16 protein-coding genes are annotated in these 14552 nt (G+C 63.1%); 9 read left to right on the forward strand and 7 right to left on the reverse strand.

The window, feature by feature from the left end:
• On the reverse strand, window positions 1–772 hold a 772-nt coding region (locus MST27_RS11480), incomplete at its 3' end, for a LysR substrate-binding domain-containing protein (protein ID WP_243606074.1).
• A 116-nt stretch (window positions 773–888) separates the two neighbouring features.
• On the opposite strand from MST27_RS11480, the gene MST27_RS11485 reads away from it, so the two are divergent.
• Entirely contained in the window at window positions 889–1611 is a 723-nt protein-coding gene (locus MST27_RS11485; protein WP_243606075.1) for an FMN-dependent NADH-azoreductase, read from the forward strand.
• 147 nt (window positions 1612–1758) lie between these two features.
• Here the strand turns inward: MST27_RS11485 and MST27_RS11490 are convergent, their stop codons facing one another.
• The gene (locus MST27_RS11490; protein WP_243606076.1) at window positions 1759–2499 is read right to left on the reverse strand and encodes a GntR family transcriptional regulator; all 741 of its coding nucleotides are present in this window, start codon (window positions 2497–2499) and stop codon (window positions 1759–1761) included.
• Between the two features lie 188 nt (window positions 2500–2687).
• On the opposite strand from MST27_RS11490, the gene MST27_RS11495 reads away from it, so the two are divergent.
• From MST27_RS11495 to MST27_RS11510, 4 genes are all read left to right on the forward strand, one after another.
• Complete coding sequence (locus MST27_RS11495; RefSeq protein WP_243606077.1) at window positions 2688–3521, forward strand: amidohydrolase family protein; 834 nt, start codon at window positions 2688–2690, stop codon at window positions 3519–3521.
• 30 nt (window positions 3522–3551) lie between these two features.
• Window positions 3552–4853, forward strand: a complete 1302-nt coding sequence (locus MST27_RS11500) for an SLC13 family permease (protein ID WP_243606078.1) — start codon at window positions 3552–3554, stop codon at window positions 4851–4853.
• A 197-nt stretch (window positions 4854–5050) separates the two neighbouring features.
• Window positions 5051–5746 carry a GNAT family N-acetyltransferase gene (locus tag MST27_RS11505; protein WP_243606079.1) on the forward strand — a complete coding sequence of 232 codons (696 nt, stop codon included), beginning with the start codon at window positions 5051–5053 and terminating at the stop codon, window positions 5744–5746.
• A gap of 297 nt (window positions 5747–6043) precedes the next feature.
• Window positions 6044–6487 (forward strand): DUF2846 domain-containing protein, encoded by a 444-nt coding sequence (locus tag MST27_RS11510; protein ID WP_243606080.1) that lies wholly within the window; start codon window positions 6044–6046, stop codon window positions 6485–6487.
• Window positions 6488–6711: 224 nt separating this feature from the next.
• Here MST27_RS11510 and MST27_RS11515 read toward each other — a convergent pair whose 3' ends face one another.
• Window positions 6712–7095: a winged helix-turn-helix transcriptional regulator gene (locus MST27_RS11515; RefSeq protein WP_243606081.1), complete on the reverse strand. Its 384-nt coding sequence runs from the start codon at window positions 7093–7095 to the stop codon at window positions 6712–6714.
• A gap of 88 nt (window positions 7096–7183) precedes the next feature.
• Between MST27_RS11515 and MST27_RS11520 the strand changes: the two genes are divergently transcribed.
• Window positions 7184–8242 (forward strand): SDR family oxidoreductase, encoded by a 1059-nt coding sequence (locus MST27_RS11520; protein ID WP_243606082.1) that lies wholly within the window; start codon window positions 7184–7186, stop codon window positions 8240–8242.
• A gap of 102 nt (window positions 8243–8344) precedes the next feature.
• On the opposite strand, the gene katG is transcribed toward MST27_RS11520, so the two are convergent.
• Window positions 8345–10576, reverse strand: coding sequence for a catalase/peroxidase HPI (katG, locus tag MST27_RS11525; RefSeq protein ID WP_243606083.1), 2232 nt, complete (start codon window positions 10574–10576; stop codon window positions 8345–8347).
• Between the two features lie 337 nt (window positions 10577–10913).
• Here katG and MST27_RS11530 point away from each other — a divergent pair, with 337 nt between their 5' ends.
• Window positions 10914–11300 carry an ester cyclase gene (locus MST27_RS11530; RefSeq protein WP_243606084.1) on the forward strand — a complete coding sequence of 129 codons (387 nt, stop codon included), beginning with the start codon at window positions 10914–10916 and terminating at the stop codon, window positions 11298–11300.
• A gap of 115 nt (window positions 11301–11415) precedes the next feature.
• Here the strand turns inward: MST27_RS11530 and MST27_RS11535 are convergent, their stop codons facing one another.
• Window positions 11416–12192 carry a type IV pili methyl-accepting chemotaxis transducer N-terminal domain-containing protein gene (locus MST27_RS11535; RefSeq protein ID WP_243606085.1) on the reverse strand — a complete coding sequence of 259 codons (777 nt, stop codon included), beginning with the start codon at window positions 12190–12192 and terminating at the stop codon, window positions 11416–11418.
• 431 nt (window positions 12193–12623) lie between these two features.
• Between MST27_RS11535 and MST27_RS11540 the strand changes: the two genes are divergently transcribed.
• Together MST27_RS11540 and MST27_RS11545 are read left to right on the forward strand one after the other, a co-directional pair.
• The gene (locus MST27_RS11540) at window positions 12624–13229 is read left to right on the forward strand and encodes a hypothetical protein (protein WP_243606086.1); all 606 of its coding nucleotides are present in this window, start codon (window positions 12624–12626) and stop codon (window positions 13227–13229) included.
• 13 nt (window positions 13230–13242) lie between these two features.
• A complete protein-coding gene (locus tag MST27_RS11545) occupies window positions 13243–13821 on the forward strand; it encodes a hypothetical protein (protein ID WP_243606087.1) in 579 nt (192 codons plus the stop codon).
• A 66-nt stretch (window positions 13822–13887) separates the two neighbouring features.
• On the opposite strand, the gene MST27_RS22435 is transcribed toward MST27_RS11545, so the two are convergent.
• Window positions 13888–14016 (reverse strand): hypothetical protein, encoded by a 129-nt coding sequence (locus tag MST27_RS22435; protein WP_338052441.1) that lies wholly within the window; start codon window positions 14014–14016, stop codon window positions 13888–13890.
• Between the two features lie 281 nt (window positions 14017–14297).
• Window positions 14298–14444: a hypothetical protein gene (locus MST27_RS11550; RefSeq protein WP_243606088.1), complete on the reverse strand. Its 147-nt coding sequence runs from the start codon at window positions 14442–14444 to the stop codon at window positions 14298–14300.
• Window positions 14445–14552: the final 108 nt, after the last annotated feature.

Below are 14552 nucleotides of genomic sequence, written 5' to 3' on the forward strand. Positions count from 1 at the left end.
GCTGCACCAGCCGCCCTGCCTTCAGTTCATCCTCGATCAGCTGCCGGCTCATCAAGGCCACGCCTTGTGCGCCCAGGGCGGCTGAAATGGCGTGGGTCTCGTCGGAGAAGGCCAGCCCGGCGCTGACATCCAGCCCCGGCACGTTGGCGAGCTTCTGCCACGACGCCCAGTGAATCGGCGCGGAAAGGGCGCCCTGGGCGCGGAAGTGGATCAGGGGGTGGTTGGGCAAGTCGGCGATATCGTGCAGGCCCAGGTGCGGGCTACAGATCGGCGCGAAGGTGTTGTCGAACAGTTTTTCCGCCACCAGCCCCGGCCAGCGACCATCGCCGTAGCGAATGGCGACGTCGGCCGTGACGCCATCCAGCGCGACCGGTTCATGCGAGGTGTGAAAGCGCAGGTCGATATCGGGATGGGTGTCGCGCAACAGGCAGACCCAGGGCACCAGCCAGCGCACGGCGATCGCCGGTGTGGTGCTGAGCGTGATCGCCTGGCGGCAGGGTGCCGCGCTGAGGCGCGCGACCGTCGTGTTGATGCTGTCGAAGGCCGTCTCCAGGGTCTGCTGCAGCTCGCGGCCCTGCGCGGTCAGTTCCAGTTTGCGCGGCTTGCGCAGGAACAGCGCCACGCCAAGCGACTCTTCCAACGAGCGAATCTGGTGGCTGATCGCCGTGGCGGTGACGTGCAGTTCTTCGGCGGCCTGCTTGGCGCTCTCGTGCCGCGCGGCCGCTTCGAACGCACGCAAGGCCGACAGCGAGGGTAACCAGCGGTGCGCCATGGCTGAATTCTCCTCATCCATACCGGGAAAAAATGGTCGTTTGTCGCCTATGCAGCCTAGCCCTAGCCTGAATTCAACGCGAATACAGATGAATTCAGTCACAGAGGAGACTCGCCATGACGCACCTTCTGCACCTCGACGCCAGCGCTCGTCCCGGGCTTGCCGGCAAGGATGAGCACGGTTCCCACAGCCGCACCCTCAGCCACCGCTTCGTCAGCCAGTGGCACGCTCGCCGTCCGCAGGACAGCGTGACCTACCGGGACATCGGCCAGAACCCACCCGCCTTCATCGACCATGACTGGATCGCTTCGGCCTTCACCCCAGAAGACCGACAGGCACCCTGGATGAAGGACGCCCTGGCAGAAAGCGACACGCTGGTCGATGAGTTGATCGCCGCCGATGTGCTGATCATCGGCACGCCCCTTTACAACTTCGGCATGCCGGCCGCGCTCAAGGCCTGGGTCGATCAGGTGGTGCGCCTGGGTCGCACGGTCGGGATGGACGAAAGCAAACTTCCCGATCCCTACGTGCCCCTGCTCGCCGACCGCCCACGGCATGCCGTCATCCTGACCGCCCGCGGCGGCATCGGCTTCGGTCCCGGTGGCGAGATGGCGCACATGAACCACCTGGAGCCGAACCTGGTGACCGCGCTGAATTTCATCGGGATCAGCCGCATCCATCAGATCGCGATCGAGGGGCAGGAAACGGGGGGTCAGGTGCTGGCGGCATCCGTGCAGCAGGCGCTGCGGGAGGTGGATGGGCTGGTGGCCGAGCTGCAGCAGGAGATCAAGGGCGATCCGCGCACTAGCCTGCGTCAAGCCGAGGCCGGCGCGGTGTAGCGAGCCAGGTATGGCTCACTGACTTCCCACGCTGTATTCCCTCGGTCGATACCGAACGCATGCCATATGAGGCAACGAAGGGGCCGGAGAGAAACGCGTGAACGGCTACGGCGTTTCGCACCCGCCCCCACCCGGCAGCGACAGGGATCAGGAGATGTCGATCTGGTAGCGGAACCCCTCTGCAGCCGCACGGGAGATTCGGTATTCCAGCGGGCTCCGGTCGTAACCCAGTGCGACGCGCTCGATGTTCACCACGGGCGCACCGCTATCAATCGCCAATACCTTTGCCATGCCCTCGTCCGCCGCCCCAACGGTGAGGGTCTCCCGCGCCGAAGCAATACATTGGCCGCACCGCGCCTCGTATAGCGGATAGAGCAACTCGCCGAACTGTTCCGCCTCGATGTCCAGCAAAGCGCCGAAGCGCGAGGCGGGCAGCCAGATGTCCTCGTGGAACAGGGTGCGGGCTTCAATCATGCGCAGGCGCTCCAGATAGAGAACCTGCTCGCCTTCCGGCAGTGCCAATGCGGTCGCCACCTCCGCGGACGGCGCCTGCAGCGCCTTGACGAGAATCCGGCTGGTTGGAATTTCACGGCCACCGCTGGCATTCACCTGCCGAAAGAAGCGCGCTAGCGATGCATCGAAATTCGGCCGACGCACGAAGGTCCCCCGGCCTTGGCTGCGCAGCAGCAATCCCTCGCTGACCAGGGTGTCCACGGCCTTGCGCACGGTGCCAATCGCCACGCCATACAGGCGCGTCAGCTCGGCTTCGGTGGGAATGGGCGCGCCGGGCAGCCATTCCCCGGCAGCGATCTTGGCCAGCATCTCCTCCCGCAAGCGTTGATAGAGCGGCAGGCGTTCGTCGTATCCCAGTGGGGTTGAGGGTGTCATCGCAGGGTTCCTTTCAGCAGGCGAGCCACTTTATCACTCGGCAGTCGATTGACAGATATCCAGCGCTGCATATATGGTCATCTATTCATATATATGACTGTATGTCACACAAAAACGTGTGCCTGTTCTTCGCTCCGCAAGCGGACCCGGTACAGGCCACGACAACAATCGACCAAGGTTATCTGCCTATGAACGCCTCTCACCGGCCCGCCCTCACCGGCATAGACACCCATGCGCACATATTCCGCCGGGACCTGCCGATGGTTTCCAACCGCCGCTATAGCCCCGAATACGACGCGCTAGCCGAGCAGTACCTTGAGCACCTCGATCGCCATGGACTCTCCCATGGCGTGTTGATCCAGCCGAGCTTTCTTGGCACCGACAACAGCTTCATGCTCGATGCGCTGCAGCGTTACCCGCAGCGCCTGCGGGCTATCGCTGTGGTGGAGGCAGATACCAGCGAAGCGCAGTTGGACGAACTGGCTGAAGCAGGCGTGGTGGGCATCCGTCTCAACCTGATCGGCAAGTCGCTTGCCGACTACGTCAGTCCAGCCTGGACGGCTCTGTTCGAGCGACTGGCACGACGCGGCTGGCAAGTCGAGATCCAGCGCGGCATCGATGACGTGGCGCGGATAGGGGCAGCCATTCTGGCAACCGGCGTGGTGGTGGTGATCGACCATTTCGGCCTGCCTAGCGCAGGCATCGACCCGAGCAACCCCAGCCACCAAGCATTTCTTCAACTGCTCGGCCATGAGCGCGTCTGGCTCAAGCTATCCGCGGCGTACCGCAGCCACTCCGACCAGCAGCAGGCGCAACAACTCCTTGTGCAACTGCGTCAGGCGGCCGGGGGCATCGAGCGCTTTGTCTGGGGCAGCGATTGGCCCAACACGCAGTTTGAAGACCAGACCGACTACATCCGGCAGTTCGCCTTCATACAAGCGCTGCTGCCGGATGAAGGTGAACGCGCGCAGGTGCTCACAGCGAACCCGGCGAAGCTGTTCGGCTTCGACGTTTCCCGCTAAACGATCCATAACAACAATAGGACTTTCACCATGATGAGCCTGCTCGTCGTCGCGGCAATCGTCGCTGCCGTTGCCCTCGGCTACAGAACGAAGATCAACATCGGTCTGTTCGCCATCGCGTTCGCCTATCTGATCGGCTGCTTCGCCATGGGCCTCAGCCCGTCCGAGGTCATCGGCATGTGGCCGCTGAAGATCTTTTTCATCATCTTCTCGGTCTGCCTGTTTTACAGCTTCGCCACGGTCAACGGCACCTTGGAAAAGCTGGCCGAACACTTGATCTACCACTGCCGCACGGTGCCGCAGCTTCTCCCGTTCGCAGTGTTCTTCACGGCCACGCTCATCTCGGCGATGGGCGCGGGCTACTACACGGTGCTGGCGTTTATGGCACCCATTACGCTGCTGCTGTGCGAGCGCACCGGCATGAGCCTGATCACAGGCGGGATGGCTGTGAATTACGGCGCGCTGAGCGGCGCAAACTTCGTGTCTAGCCAGAGCGGCATCATTTTTCGCGGCCTTATGGTCAATGCCGGCATTCCGGAGAACGAAGCCTTCCTCAACGCAGCAGGCATCTTCGTCAGCACCCTGGTGATTCCATTGCTGGTGATTTCCGCGTTGGTTTTCCTGACCGGACATGGCAAGGCCATGAAGGCCACCGCGTTTGTTGCGACCGAACCGGCGCCCTTGAATCGCGAACAGAAGACCACGCTGTGGCTGACACTGACGATGATGGCTATCGTCCTGGCCGCCCCCATCACTCAGATTCTCTTTCCGGACAATGCGACGCTCAGCTTCATCAATTCGAAGATGGACATCGGCCTGATCGCCAGTCTGTTCTCCGTCATAGCGCTGCTGCTGAAGCTGGGCGACGAGCGCAAGGCCATGGCGTCGGTGCCCTGGGCCACGCTGATCATGATCTGCGGTGTCGGCATGCTGATTTCGGTCGCCATCAAGGCCGGGACCATCGATGTACTGGCGTCCTGGATGAGCAACAGCATTCCGCCGATCCTGGTTCCGATCGTCTTCGGCATCGTGGCGGCCTTCATGTCGCTGTTCTCAAGCACGCTTGGCGTGGTCACACCGGCGCTGTTCCCCATGGTGCCGCCCATTGCCTCGGCATTGGGTCTTGATCCGATGATCCTGTTTGTCGCCATCGTGGTCGGTGCACAGGCCACCTCGATCTCGCCTTTCTCCTCCGGGGGCAGCCTGATCCTCGGCTCCTGCACGACGGAGCAGAGCCGCGCCGCTCTCTTCCCGCAGCTCCTGTTCCGCGCCGCTCCACTGGGCTTCGTTGCGGCCCTGGTGTTCAACGCGCTGCTGACATTCGTCTATTGAGCCTTCGCTGATGCCTGGTGGGTGACGCCAGGCATCGGTGCGTACAGCTACGCTCAACGACCCATGCCGAGAGGCATGGGTCAGCCGCGGCAGCAACGCCGCAACGTTCCAGTGGGCCGCTGACGTATCCGCGGTCATGCGCATCCCCTGCGCCGGTACAATGCCGCTTCTCGTCGCAACGCCCCGGAGCCCCACAGATGTTCACCCTCACCCACCTGAACACGCCGCCGCCGGAAACGCTGAAAAACCAGGTGCTGCAAATGGTGGTGGACTACCTCACCGACATCAGCCCCGTATCGCTGCCTCCCAGTAATCCGCTGTACCCGCTCTATCAATACGTGGTCGGCTTCGAGGTGCACCGCTACCTGGACAGCATGGACGGTGCGCAGGCCGGCAAGCCCGAATTGATCATGGCGCTGGATGCGGACGATCCGGCCATCCTGCTCGGCTTTGCGCTGTACTTGCCCTATGTGAACGACCCGGACGCCAGTTCGCTCGTCTATCTGGCCGTAGAGCAGAGCCACCGCGGACAGGGCATCGGGCGGGCCATGGTGGCGGAGATGGTGTCGCGCTATCCCCATGCGGAGGTCGCCTGCGTGGCGGCCAAGGTGCCGTACTTCGAAACGCTCGGCTTCATGCCACTGGGCGCGCGCGGCCCGCAAGTCGTGATGAATACGCGAAGCCAAGCCTCGGACGGCGCACTGGCGATTCAGGACTTGCAGCCCATCTTCCAGACCCAGGAAGTCCGCCAGATCCACACCTATCTGGTGAAGCAACACGGCGCCGAGGCCCTGAGCAAGGCAGAAGAAGACCGGGACCGTCTGCTCGACGAACTGGCTCAGCAGGCTCGGCATCTGGCTGATCGTTACGGACCGGCCAAACGTTTGCATTAAATGGCCGGCGCCCCGTGCGACGAGCGCCGACTTCCGGCAGCGGGAGGGTTGCTACCCGACGTGCCGCGCTTCCAGGCCTGGCGACCGAGTCGGTCGGACAGAGGAAGTACGGCTACGGCGCACTAACAAGCTCCGGTTAGAGCCGTACCGCCTATCTCTTGCAGCGGCGAAAACGTGACCCACACCACCTAACCGCCACTCGGGCCTTGTTCGGCAGCACGCCGACGCTAAGGTGCGCGTGCTGGCAATCCAATATCACACGCCAGCTATCTGCCTAACACTCAGGAACGAGTAATCATGTTCAAGCAATTCATGATGAGCGCCGCGGCGCTGAGCTTTGCCGTAATGACCGGCTGCGCGTCGGTGCCAATGGAATCACCGGAGAAGGACCAAGCGCTTAAAACGTTCGCGGCGCCCGCACAGGATCAGGCCGGGTTGTATATTTTCCGCGACTCGATGCTCGGAGCTGCGCTTAAGAAAACGGTGAAGATTGACGGCGAAGTCATCGGCGAAACAGCCGCCAATACCTATTTCTACCGCCTGATCACGCCCGGCCCGCACACCCTGGCCACCGAGTCGGAATTCAGCGACAACCTGCTGGAATTGAACGCAGTGGCTGGCAAGAACCACTATGTCCGTCAATCAATCAAGATGGGGCTATTCGTCGGCGGTGCCAAGCTGACCGAAGTGTCGGAAAGTGAAGGCCAAAAAGCCGTAGCGAACACCGAACTGGCCCGCTAGGTCTGCGTTGGGTGCTGTGGGTTGATCGGGACAGGCCGCCAGCCTTGTGGGCGAATGAATTCGCCCCTACAGGCGCCAACGTCCGCCACGGCCCACGGCATCCCAAGGAGATCGCCCGGCGCCGCAGCGCACAGCTGACGGTCTGCCCAGAGCCCAGCCTGTCAACCGAACCGCCGCGGCCGTTCTATACGGCCGGTATCGGCTAACGCCTCCAACCACACCGCCTAGCCCCGCCGCCGCGATGTTCGTCTTGGCTGCAACTCATCCAGCGCGCCCGAGTGCTGCCTCGCCCATTCGTAGATCATCTCGATAGGCTCGACCATCAGCTGACCCAGCGGCGAGAGCGCGTAGCTCACCGCCGGTGGCACCGAGTCGAGCGTGTGGCGCTCGATCAGGCCGCTTTCCTCCAGCTCACGAAGCGTCTGTATCAGCATCTTCTTGGAGATACCGGGCAGGCTTCGATGCAGCGCGCCGCTACGGGCCGTACCGTCATGCCGCACATGGAGCGTGTGCAGAATCATGCTGGTCCACTTGGTCGAGAAGAGTTCCAGCACGCGCCTCGGTGCGCAGTCTTCGCGCCATTGTTCTTCGTCAGTGCCCGGTTGCATGGGGGATGGTCACCATTTGGTGCCGACTTGGATCGGCATTTTCGAGGGGATAAGGTGCAGGCCAGTTTCGTTTTGTGGGGGTCTGAAGATGACAAATCAAGCATTGGTGATTGGCGCAAGCGGCATCGTGGGTAGCGCGGTCTCTCGCCAGCTGGTCCGCGAGGGCTGGGCCGTGGCGGGGCTGGCGCGCCGCCCGAGCGCCGAACCGGGTATCGCCCCGATCAGCGCTGACCTGCTGGACCCGCCCGTTCTGGCCGCGGCGCTGAGCAGCCTGTCACCCACGCATGTCTTTCTCACGACCTGGTCTCGCCAGGCCAGCGAAGCGGAGAACATCCGCGTGAATGCGCAGATGATTCGCAACGTGCTCGACGCCGTTCGCCCTTCGGGCTCGGTGCGCCATGTCGCGTTGGTCACCGGGCTCAAGCATTACCTCGGCCCGTTCGAGGCCTACGGCAAGGGCGCGCTGCCGCAGACGCCGTTCCGCGAGGAACAGGGCCGGCTGGACGTCGACAACTTCTACTACGCCCAGGAGGACGAAGTGTTCGCGGCAGCGGCGCGCGACGGGTTCAACTGGAGCGTCCACCGTCCGCATACCGTCACCGGCGTCGCCGTGGGCAATGCCATGAACATGGCCACGACCCTGGCCGTGTATGCCTCGATTTGCCGCTTCACTGGACGACCATTTCGCTTTCCCGGCTCCGAAGTGCAGTGGAACAGCCTGACCGACATGACTGATGCCGACCAGCTCGCGCGCCACCTGCACTGGGCCGCCTCGACGCCGGCGGCGGCCAACCAGGCATTCAATATCGTCAACGGCGATGTGTTTCGCTGGAAGTGGATGTGGTCGCGCATCGCCGACTGGTTCGGCATCGAGGCAGCGCCGTTCGACGCACCCGCCCCGCTGGAACAGCAGATGGCGGACGATGCGCCGATCTGGGCCGAGATGGCGCAGCGCTTCGGACTCGCCGAAGCGAATATCGACACGCTCATTTCACCCTGGCACACCGATGCCGACCTGGGTCGCCCCATCGAAGTCGTCACGGATATGTCGAAGAGCCGCAAGCTCGGCTTTCTGGATTACCAGGCCAGCGACGAAGCCTTCTTCCAGGTCTTTGCCAGGCTGCGTGAGCGCAAGCTCATTCCTTGACCGGCACAGGCGCTGCGCGCACCGAAAGGATCGTTGGGCGACTCGGGTGATGCGCGGCGAGAACAGGGGCAGGCGGCGCCCCGAAAGGCGCCGCCGCAGCCCTTAGGCCGATAGCTTCTGGCTGAACTGATCGGCGGGTTTGCCGATGTCCATGCGGTCGGCGTTCATCACCTTGTCCCAGGCCTTGACGAAGTCGTGCACGAACTTCTCGTTGCCGTCGGCCATGCCGTACACCTCGGCCTGCGCGCGCAGCTCCGATTGCGAACCGAAGATGAGGTCCACACGGGTGGCCGTCCAGGTGGGCTGGCGGGTCTTGCGGTCCAGGCCCTGGAAGCGGTTCTTGTGCTCGGTGGCCGTCCACTCGTTCTTCATGTCCAGCAGGTTGACGAAGAAGTCGTTGGACAGTGTGCCGACACGGTTGGTGAACACCCCGTCCTGGCTGCCGCCAGCATTAGTACCGAGCACTCGCATGCCGCCGACCAGCACGGTCATTTCCGGCGCGCTCAGGCGCAGCAGATGCGCCCGGTCGACCAGCGCTTCCTCGGGCGCCATGAAATGAGACTCGTGGTAGTAGTTGCGGAAGCCGTCCGCGACCGGACGCAGCGCCTCGAAGGACTGGGCATCGGTCCACTTCTCCTCGGCATCCATCCGCCCCGGCGTAAAGGGCACGGTGACGTTGACGCCACCGGCCTGCGCGGCCTTCTCGATCGCAGCGCAACCGGCCAGGACGATCAGGTCCGCCATGGACACCTTCTTGCCGCCGGTAGCCGAGCCGTTGAAGTCGTTCTGGATCTCGCCCAGTTTCTTCAGCACCTTGGCCAGCAGCGGCGGGTTGTTGATCTCCCAGTCCTTCTGCGGGGCGAAGCGGATGCGCGCGCCATTGGCACCGCCACGCTTGTCCGAACCGCGATAGGTCGATGCCGACGCCCAGGCCACCGACACCAGGTCGGATACGGAAAAGCCCAGCCCGAGGATCTTCTGCTTGAGCGATGCGATGTCGGCGTCGTCGATCACCGGGTGGTCGCGCTCGGGAATCGGGTCCTGCCAGATCAGCTGCTCCTTCGGCACCAACGGGCCGAGGTAACGCGCGATGGGGCCCATGTCGCGGTGGGTCAGCTTGAACCAGGCGCGAGCGAAGGCATCCGCGAACTCGTCCGGGTTCTCGAGGAAGTGGCGCGAGATCGGCTCGTAGATCGGGTCGAAACGCAGCGACAGGTCGGTCGTCAGCATCGTCGGCTTGCGTTTCTTGTTCGGGTCGAAGGGGTCGGGAATGATTTCCGGAGCGTCCTTGGCCACCCACTGATGCGCGCCGGCCGGGCTCTTGGTCAGCTCCCATTCGAAATTGAACAGGTTCTCGAAGAAGTAGTTGGACCATTTGACCGGGGTCTGACTCCAGATGACTTCCAGCCCCGAAGTGATGGCGTCCGGCCCGATGCCGGTCTGGAACTTGCTGCGCCAGCCCAGGCCCTGATCTTCAATGAGCGCGCCTTCCGGCTCCGGCCCGATGAACGAGGGATCGCCCGCACCGTGGGTCTTGCCAAAGGTGTGGCCGCCGGCGATCAGCGCCACGGTCTCGTAGTCGTTCATGGCCATGCGGGCGAAGGTTTCGCGGATGTCGACGGCCGCGGCCTTCGGGTCCGGGTTGCCGTTGGGGCCTTCCGGGTTCACGTAGATCAGGCCCATCTGTACGGCGCCCAGCCCTGGATGCAGCTGGCGTTCGCCGCTGTAGCGCTCGTCGCCCAGCCAGGTGCCCTCAGGCCCCCAGAAGAGTTCTTCCGGCTCCCAGGTGTCGGCACGGCCGCCGCCAAAGCCGAAAGTCTTGAAACCCATGGATTCGAGCGCGACGTTGCCGGTGAGCACGAACAGGTCGGCCCAGGACAACTTGCGTCCGTACTTCTGCTTGATTGGCCAGAGCAGGCGCCGCGCCTTGTCCAGCGAGGCGTTGTCCGGCCAGCTGTTGAGCGGAGCGAAGCGTTGCTGCCCGCCGCCCGCGCCGCCGCGGCCGTCGGTGATGCGGTAGGTCCCGGCGCTGTGCCAGGCCATGCGGATAAAGAGGCCGCCGTAATGCCCGAAATCGGCCGGCCACCAGTCCTGCGAATCGGTCATCACCTTGTGCAGGTCGGCGATCACGGCGTCTAGATCGAGCGTCTTGAACTCAGCGGCGTAGTCGAAATCACCGCCATAGGGATTCGAGCGCGGCGAGTGCTGGTTCAGCGACGTGAGGCTGAGCGCCTCCGGCCACCAGTCCCGGTTGGTCGTGCGTTTGCGGGGCGAGCCGGCGCCATGACCGAACGGGCAGCCACCACCGGCGTTTGCTCCAGACTCATCATTCATCTTCTGTTCCTCACGTGGTTATCGTTAGCGCGGTCAGGCACCGCTTCAAAAAACGTAGCACCGGATCACGGATGGACCGATGACACCTGGTGTCCACCGGAGCGGGAGCAGTAGAGCGCAAAGCGCTGAAAGCCAGTCACGGAGCGGGTTGCGCGCGGGTCGAGGCAGGGAAAGAGACTCACACAAAGAAATATGAAATTTTCCTATCGCCCTGATAGGCACGCCTTCTTACAGAGCGGGGCGAAGGCGTCTTTTTGGCGATAGGCTGCCTCGGCACTGGCGCAACAGAGCGGGACGACTAGCCTGGAGGGAACCCCTGACCACGCGGAGACCCGACATGAACGGCGCCGAACTTGCTGAACGCTACCGAGGCTATCTCGCCTGCTTGAACAGCCGGAACTGGCCGGAGCTGGGCCTGTTCGTCGACGACGACGTGCGCTACAACGGCGAGCGAATCGGCCTGGACGGCTACCGCTCGATGCTCGAAGCGGACGTGCGAGCCATTCCCGACCTGCGATTTGATGCCCGTTTGCTCATTGCCGAGCCACCCCACGTCGCCTGCCGGCTATGGTTCGACTGCACGCCAGTGGGCGATCTGTTCGGCTATTCGGTCAATGGGCAGCGCGTCACCTTAAGCGAAAACGTGTTCTACACCTTCGCCAAGGGGCGGATTCGTGAAGTCTGGTCGGTGATCGACAAGGCGGCCGTCGGCGCTCAGCTCTGACGCACCGGGGATGCGCGCTCGACCCGCTGCGGCACATGCGCAGCGGGTCATCGCGGAGGTTGTCACGCCTGGACCGGGCGCGATGCTGCAACCGGTGTACGTGGATACGTGCCGTTCAGAGGCTGTAGTCGCGCAGGCCGGCGTACAGACGCGTCATCTCGTTGAGCTGGCGGAACATCGACTCGGCATTGACCGCCACGATGGTCGGTACGAACTGCTCGGAGCTGAACGCCTTGCTGGCGAACTTCCAGCGAGCATCGGTCTTGCGCAAGGCTTCCGCGATTTCCGCGGTTGGCGCGCCGGCAGCCTGAAGTTCGGTCATGATGACGCCGAACTCCTTGACCGAACGTTCGAACTGCTCGTCCAGCGCTGGGTCCTGCACACCCCAGGCCCGCGCCATGTAGAACATGGCGGTGCGCTGGGTCAGCACGCGGTTCCAGCCGCTGCGATTGATCGAATGCGAGGCTTCGTCCCCGTTGTGTTGTTCGAAGAGGTTCGTCACCTCCTGAGTCTGGCGTACCAGCTCCTCGGCCTTGGCCAGCACGGCAGGTGCCTGGGCCTTGTCCGGCGTCGCTTCGGCCAGGGCACGGTAGGCGGTCCAGGTACGCTCGACTTCCTCCAGCGCCGCGCGAATGGCATCGTTCGGCGCGGCCTGCTTGAGCTGAGCGTGGTGATCTTCGAATAGCGCGATGCTCGAGGTGAGCTGCTCGGTGGCTTCGTCGACCTTCACACCGGAGCCGATCATCAGGTAGTCCTTGGCAACGATCTGCCCCAGACTGCGCTGCAGACCAGCCATGTTCATGACTTCCAGAGGCGCCATTTCCGCCCAGCACGTGGCACTCAGCAGACTGCAGCCCAGCAGCAGTGCGCGGAGAGATTTCTTGATAAGCACGGTAGATCCTTTCTGATTCGTGAATCGGCACTGCGTAGTGCCAGGCACATCCCGGCGGCCAGAGAACAGGCGCCGCGGATGGCTATTTGACAGCCCGTAGCTTTCTCGAAGCTTGCAACGGATGGGAAAGGCGCCGCAGCCATCCAAAATTGTGAACCGGCGCAACGGAAACCCGACGCTTGACGGCCTCGGCCACCAGGCTGCCTGTTTCACCGCTGCGATCGCGACCGGCCCTCGCCTGCCGTCCATCGCCCGCTTCGCCAAGCAGTGAGAACCAGTACCGCTTCAAGTGATAACGCCGCGACAAATAGTGGCCATTTGACGCTAGACTCCGCCGCGCCCAAGGATGGCGAATGAGCGCTTCGCACGCGAGCGCCAGCGACCGTCCACGGCATGCCACCGCTTACCGTAGAACATCAAGGATGTAACCCATGACTTTCCCTAAACTGCTGGCCGCCGGGCTCCTCAGCCTGGTGCTGACCGGCTGCGTATCCTTCACCCCTTCCGGGCCCATCGGGCTGCCTGAGCGCATCGTCGAACAGTCCATACCTGCCGGCGCCATGGTCAAGGATGTCGTGATCAGCGACCCGCGACTCAATGAAAATCAGCGCCGCAACATCAGTAATGTCCTGACGACACAAATCGCACAACACGTGGAGCGTGGTGAATATTTCGAGCGCGTCATCTCCTTCCCGGCGAAGCTCGGCGAGCAGGATGTCGAGTTGCAGTTCGAGTTTTCGTCCCTCAAAGGCAAGCGTACGCCGCACCCCGGGTACTTTCCGGGCGCTTTGCTGACGTTGACGGTCTGGATCTGGGTGAACGGGCCCATCTATGTCGACAAGTACGACCTGGCCGCCGAACTGACCATCAGGGACGCCTCCGGCAAGCAAGTGGCCGTGTCGCAAAAGACGCTGCAACTCAACCAGAACACCGGGCTTTGGGACGCCGACTATTTCAGCACTTCCCTGGGTGCGCGACAGCTGACCCAGTTGGTCGAAGACCTGCTGCAAGACGGCACGCGCCAGCTGCAACACTGACAAGGACGATCGAATGAACAAGCTGCTATTGCTTCTGACCCTTCTCGCATCCCTCGCTTTGCAGGGCTGCATGACCTACTCGCACAACTCGCTGCCGGCCGTGTCGCCATGGCCATTGGAAGCGGCGGCCAAGACCAAACCAACCGCCTTTCTCAAGGTGCAGACCGAGTACTCGGTCAACGGAACGCCAACGGCGAACAATCCCAACATTGCACCGCTCGAGAAGCTGATCGCCCAGGCGTTCACCGACAGTGGCCGCTTTGCCCGAGTGACCACCGAGCAAGAGGCATCGGATCTCTACATCACCGTGACCCTGCGCAACCAGGAAACCGGCAACCTGGGGCTTGCCGTAATCACCGGGGCGACCTTCTTCCTGGTACCGGGCACGTTCGATAACAAGCTGATCATGGACATGATGTTCCGCGACGCCGACGGCAAGAAGCTGGGACGGGTCGAGCAACAGGAGACGCTAACCACCTGGATGCACCTGTTGCTGATATTCGCCATGCCGTTCAACGAATCGGGCGATGGCGTACTTCGCGAGCTGACCAAAGCCAACCTGTCCGAAGCGGCCCGCAAAGGGCTGATCTAACGCGCGTTATCGGCACTCCCTGAACCACGACCCTCCCCCCGCACCGCCGCGTGCGGGGCGTGAGGGTCAGACCGGCTTCATCATCACCAGAATGAACCCCGCGGCAATGCCGGCGAACGCAATGATCCAACCGATCCGGTGTGCACGGTTCTTTTCCGCTTGGCGGATGGGGTCTACCGGCTTTTTCTTTCTCACGAATACCTGCCTCTCGATTGGATGACCGAGGCGCGAGGCGCGCCGCGGCGGGCCGTGTGAAAACGTTGCGAGCGAAGACCGGAAGGACTGGTGTTCCGGAAAATTGGCGAAAACACGGAGCGTGCGCCGTGAATGAGCCTATCGACCGAGGCCCGCAAACGGGGCCAGCTACTAACGCAGCATGGTCAAGCGCAGCCGTTTCCACACGGCCTGGTAGGTCGCCTTTTTAGGCGGGCTGGAGGGGAAAGTCCAGCGAGGCGTTAGGCGAGCGCAGGCGTGGCTCAGCCGAGCGGGCTTTCGCCGGCATTGGGCTCATCCTTGGGCGCTGGCTGCGGCTTGCGGCTGCCTTCCTGCTCGGGTAAGTCGCCGTCTTCGTCGAGATCCTCGGGTGTCAGGCCATCCTTGGGCGGGTCTTTGGGGTCGGTCATGGCGCAATCCTCCAGGTATGGAAAACACGACTCACAGGGTAGGACGCCCCGCCGTGTTCAGCGTTCGTCCCTGAATGAAAACGCCCCGCACTCGGTCGAGGCGGGGCG

The sequence above is a fragment of the Stutzerimonas marianensis genome (assembly GCF_022810315.1).
GTDB classification, from domain to species: Bacteria; Pseudomonadota; Gammaproteobacteria; order Pseudomonadales; family Pseudomonadaceae; genus Stutzerimonas; species Stutzerimonas marianensis.

Bases quoted from the DNA above. Each gene is read 5' to 3' on its own strand.
- MST27_RS11490 (WP_243606076.1), bottom strand. From the start codon at position 2,499: ATGACACCCTCAACCCCACTGGGATACGACGAACGCCTGCCGCTCTAT.
- MST27_RS11540 (WP_243606086.1), top strand. From the start codon at position 12,624: ATGACTTTCCCTAAACTGCTGGCCGCCGGGCTCCTCAGCCTGGTGCTG.
- MST27_RS11545 (WP_243606087.1), top strand. From the start codon at position 13,243: ATGAACAAGCTGCTATTGCTTCTGACCCTTCTCGCATCCCTCGCTTTG.
- MST27_RS11485 (WP_243606075.1), top strand. From the start codon at position 889: ATGACGCACCTTCTGCACCTCGACGCCAGCGCTCGTCCCGGGCTTGCC.
- MST27_RS11495 (WP_243606077.1), top strand. From the start codon at position 2,688: ATGAACGCCTCTCACCGGCCCGCCCTCACCGGCATAGACACCCATGCG.
- MST27_RS11520 (WP_243606082.1), top strand. From the start codon at position 7,184: ATGACAAATCAAGCATTGGTGATTGGCGCAAGCGGCATCGTGGGTAGC.
- MST27_RS11505 (WP_243606079.1), top strand. From the start codon at position 5,051: ATGTTCACCCTCACCCACCTGAACACGCCGCCGCCGGAAACGCTGAAA.
- katG (WP_243606083.1), bottom strand. From the start codon at position 10,576: ATGAATGATGAGTCTGGAGCAAACGCCGGTGGTGGCTGCCCGTTCGGT.
- MST27_RS11530 (WP_243606084.1), top strand. From the start codon at position 10,914: ATGAACGGCGCCGAACTTGCTGAACGCTACCGAGGCTATCTCGCCTGC.
- MST27_RS11510 (WP_243606080.1), top strand. From the start codon at position 6,044: ATGTTCAAGCAATTCATGATGAGCGCCGCGGCGCTGAGCTTTGCCGTA.
- MST27_RS11550 (WP_243606088.1), bottom strand. From the start codon at position 14,444: ATGACCGACCCCAAAGACCCGCCCAAGGATGGCCTGACACCCGAGGAT.
- MST27_RS11500 (WP_243606078.1), top strand. From the start codon at position 3,552: ATGATGAGCCTGCTCGTCGTCGCGGCAATCGTCGCTGCCGTTGCCCTC.
- MST27_RS11515 (WP_243606081.1), bottom strand. From the start codon at position 7,095: ATGCAACCGGGCACTGACGAAGAACAATGGCGCGAAGACTGCGCACCG.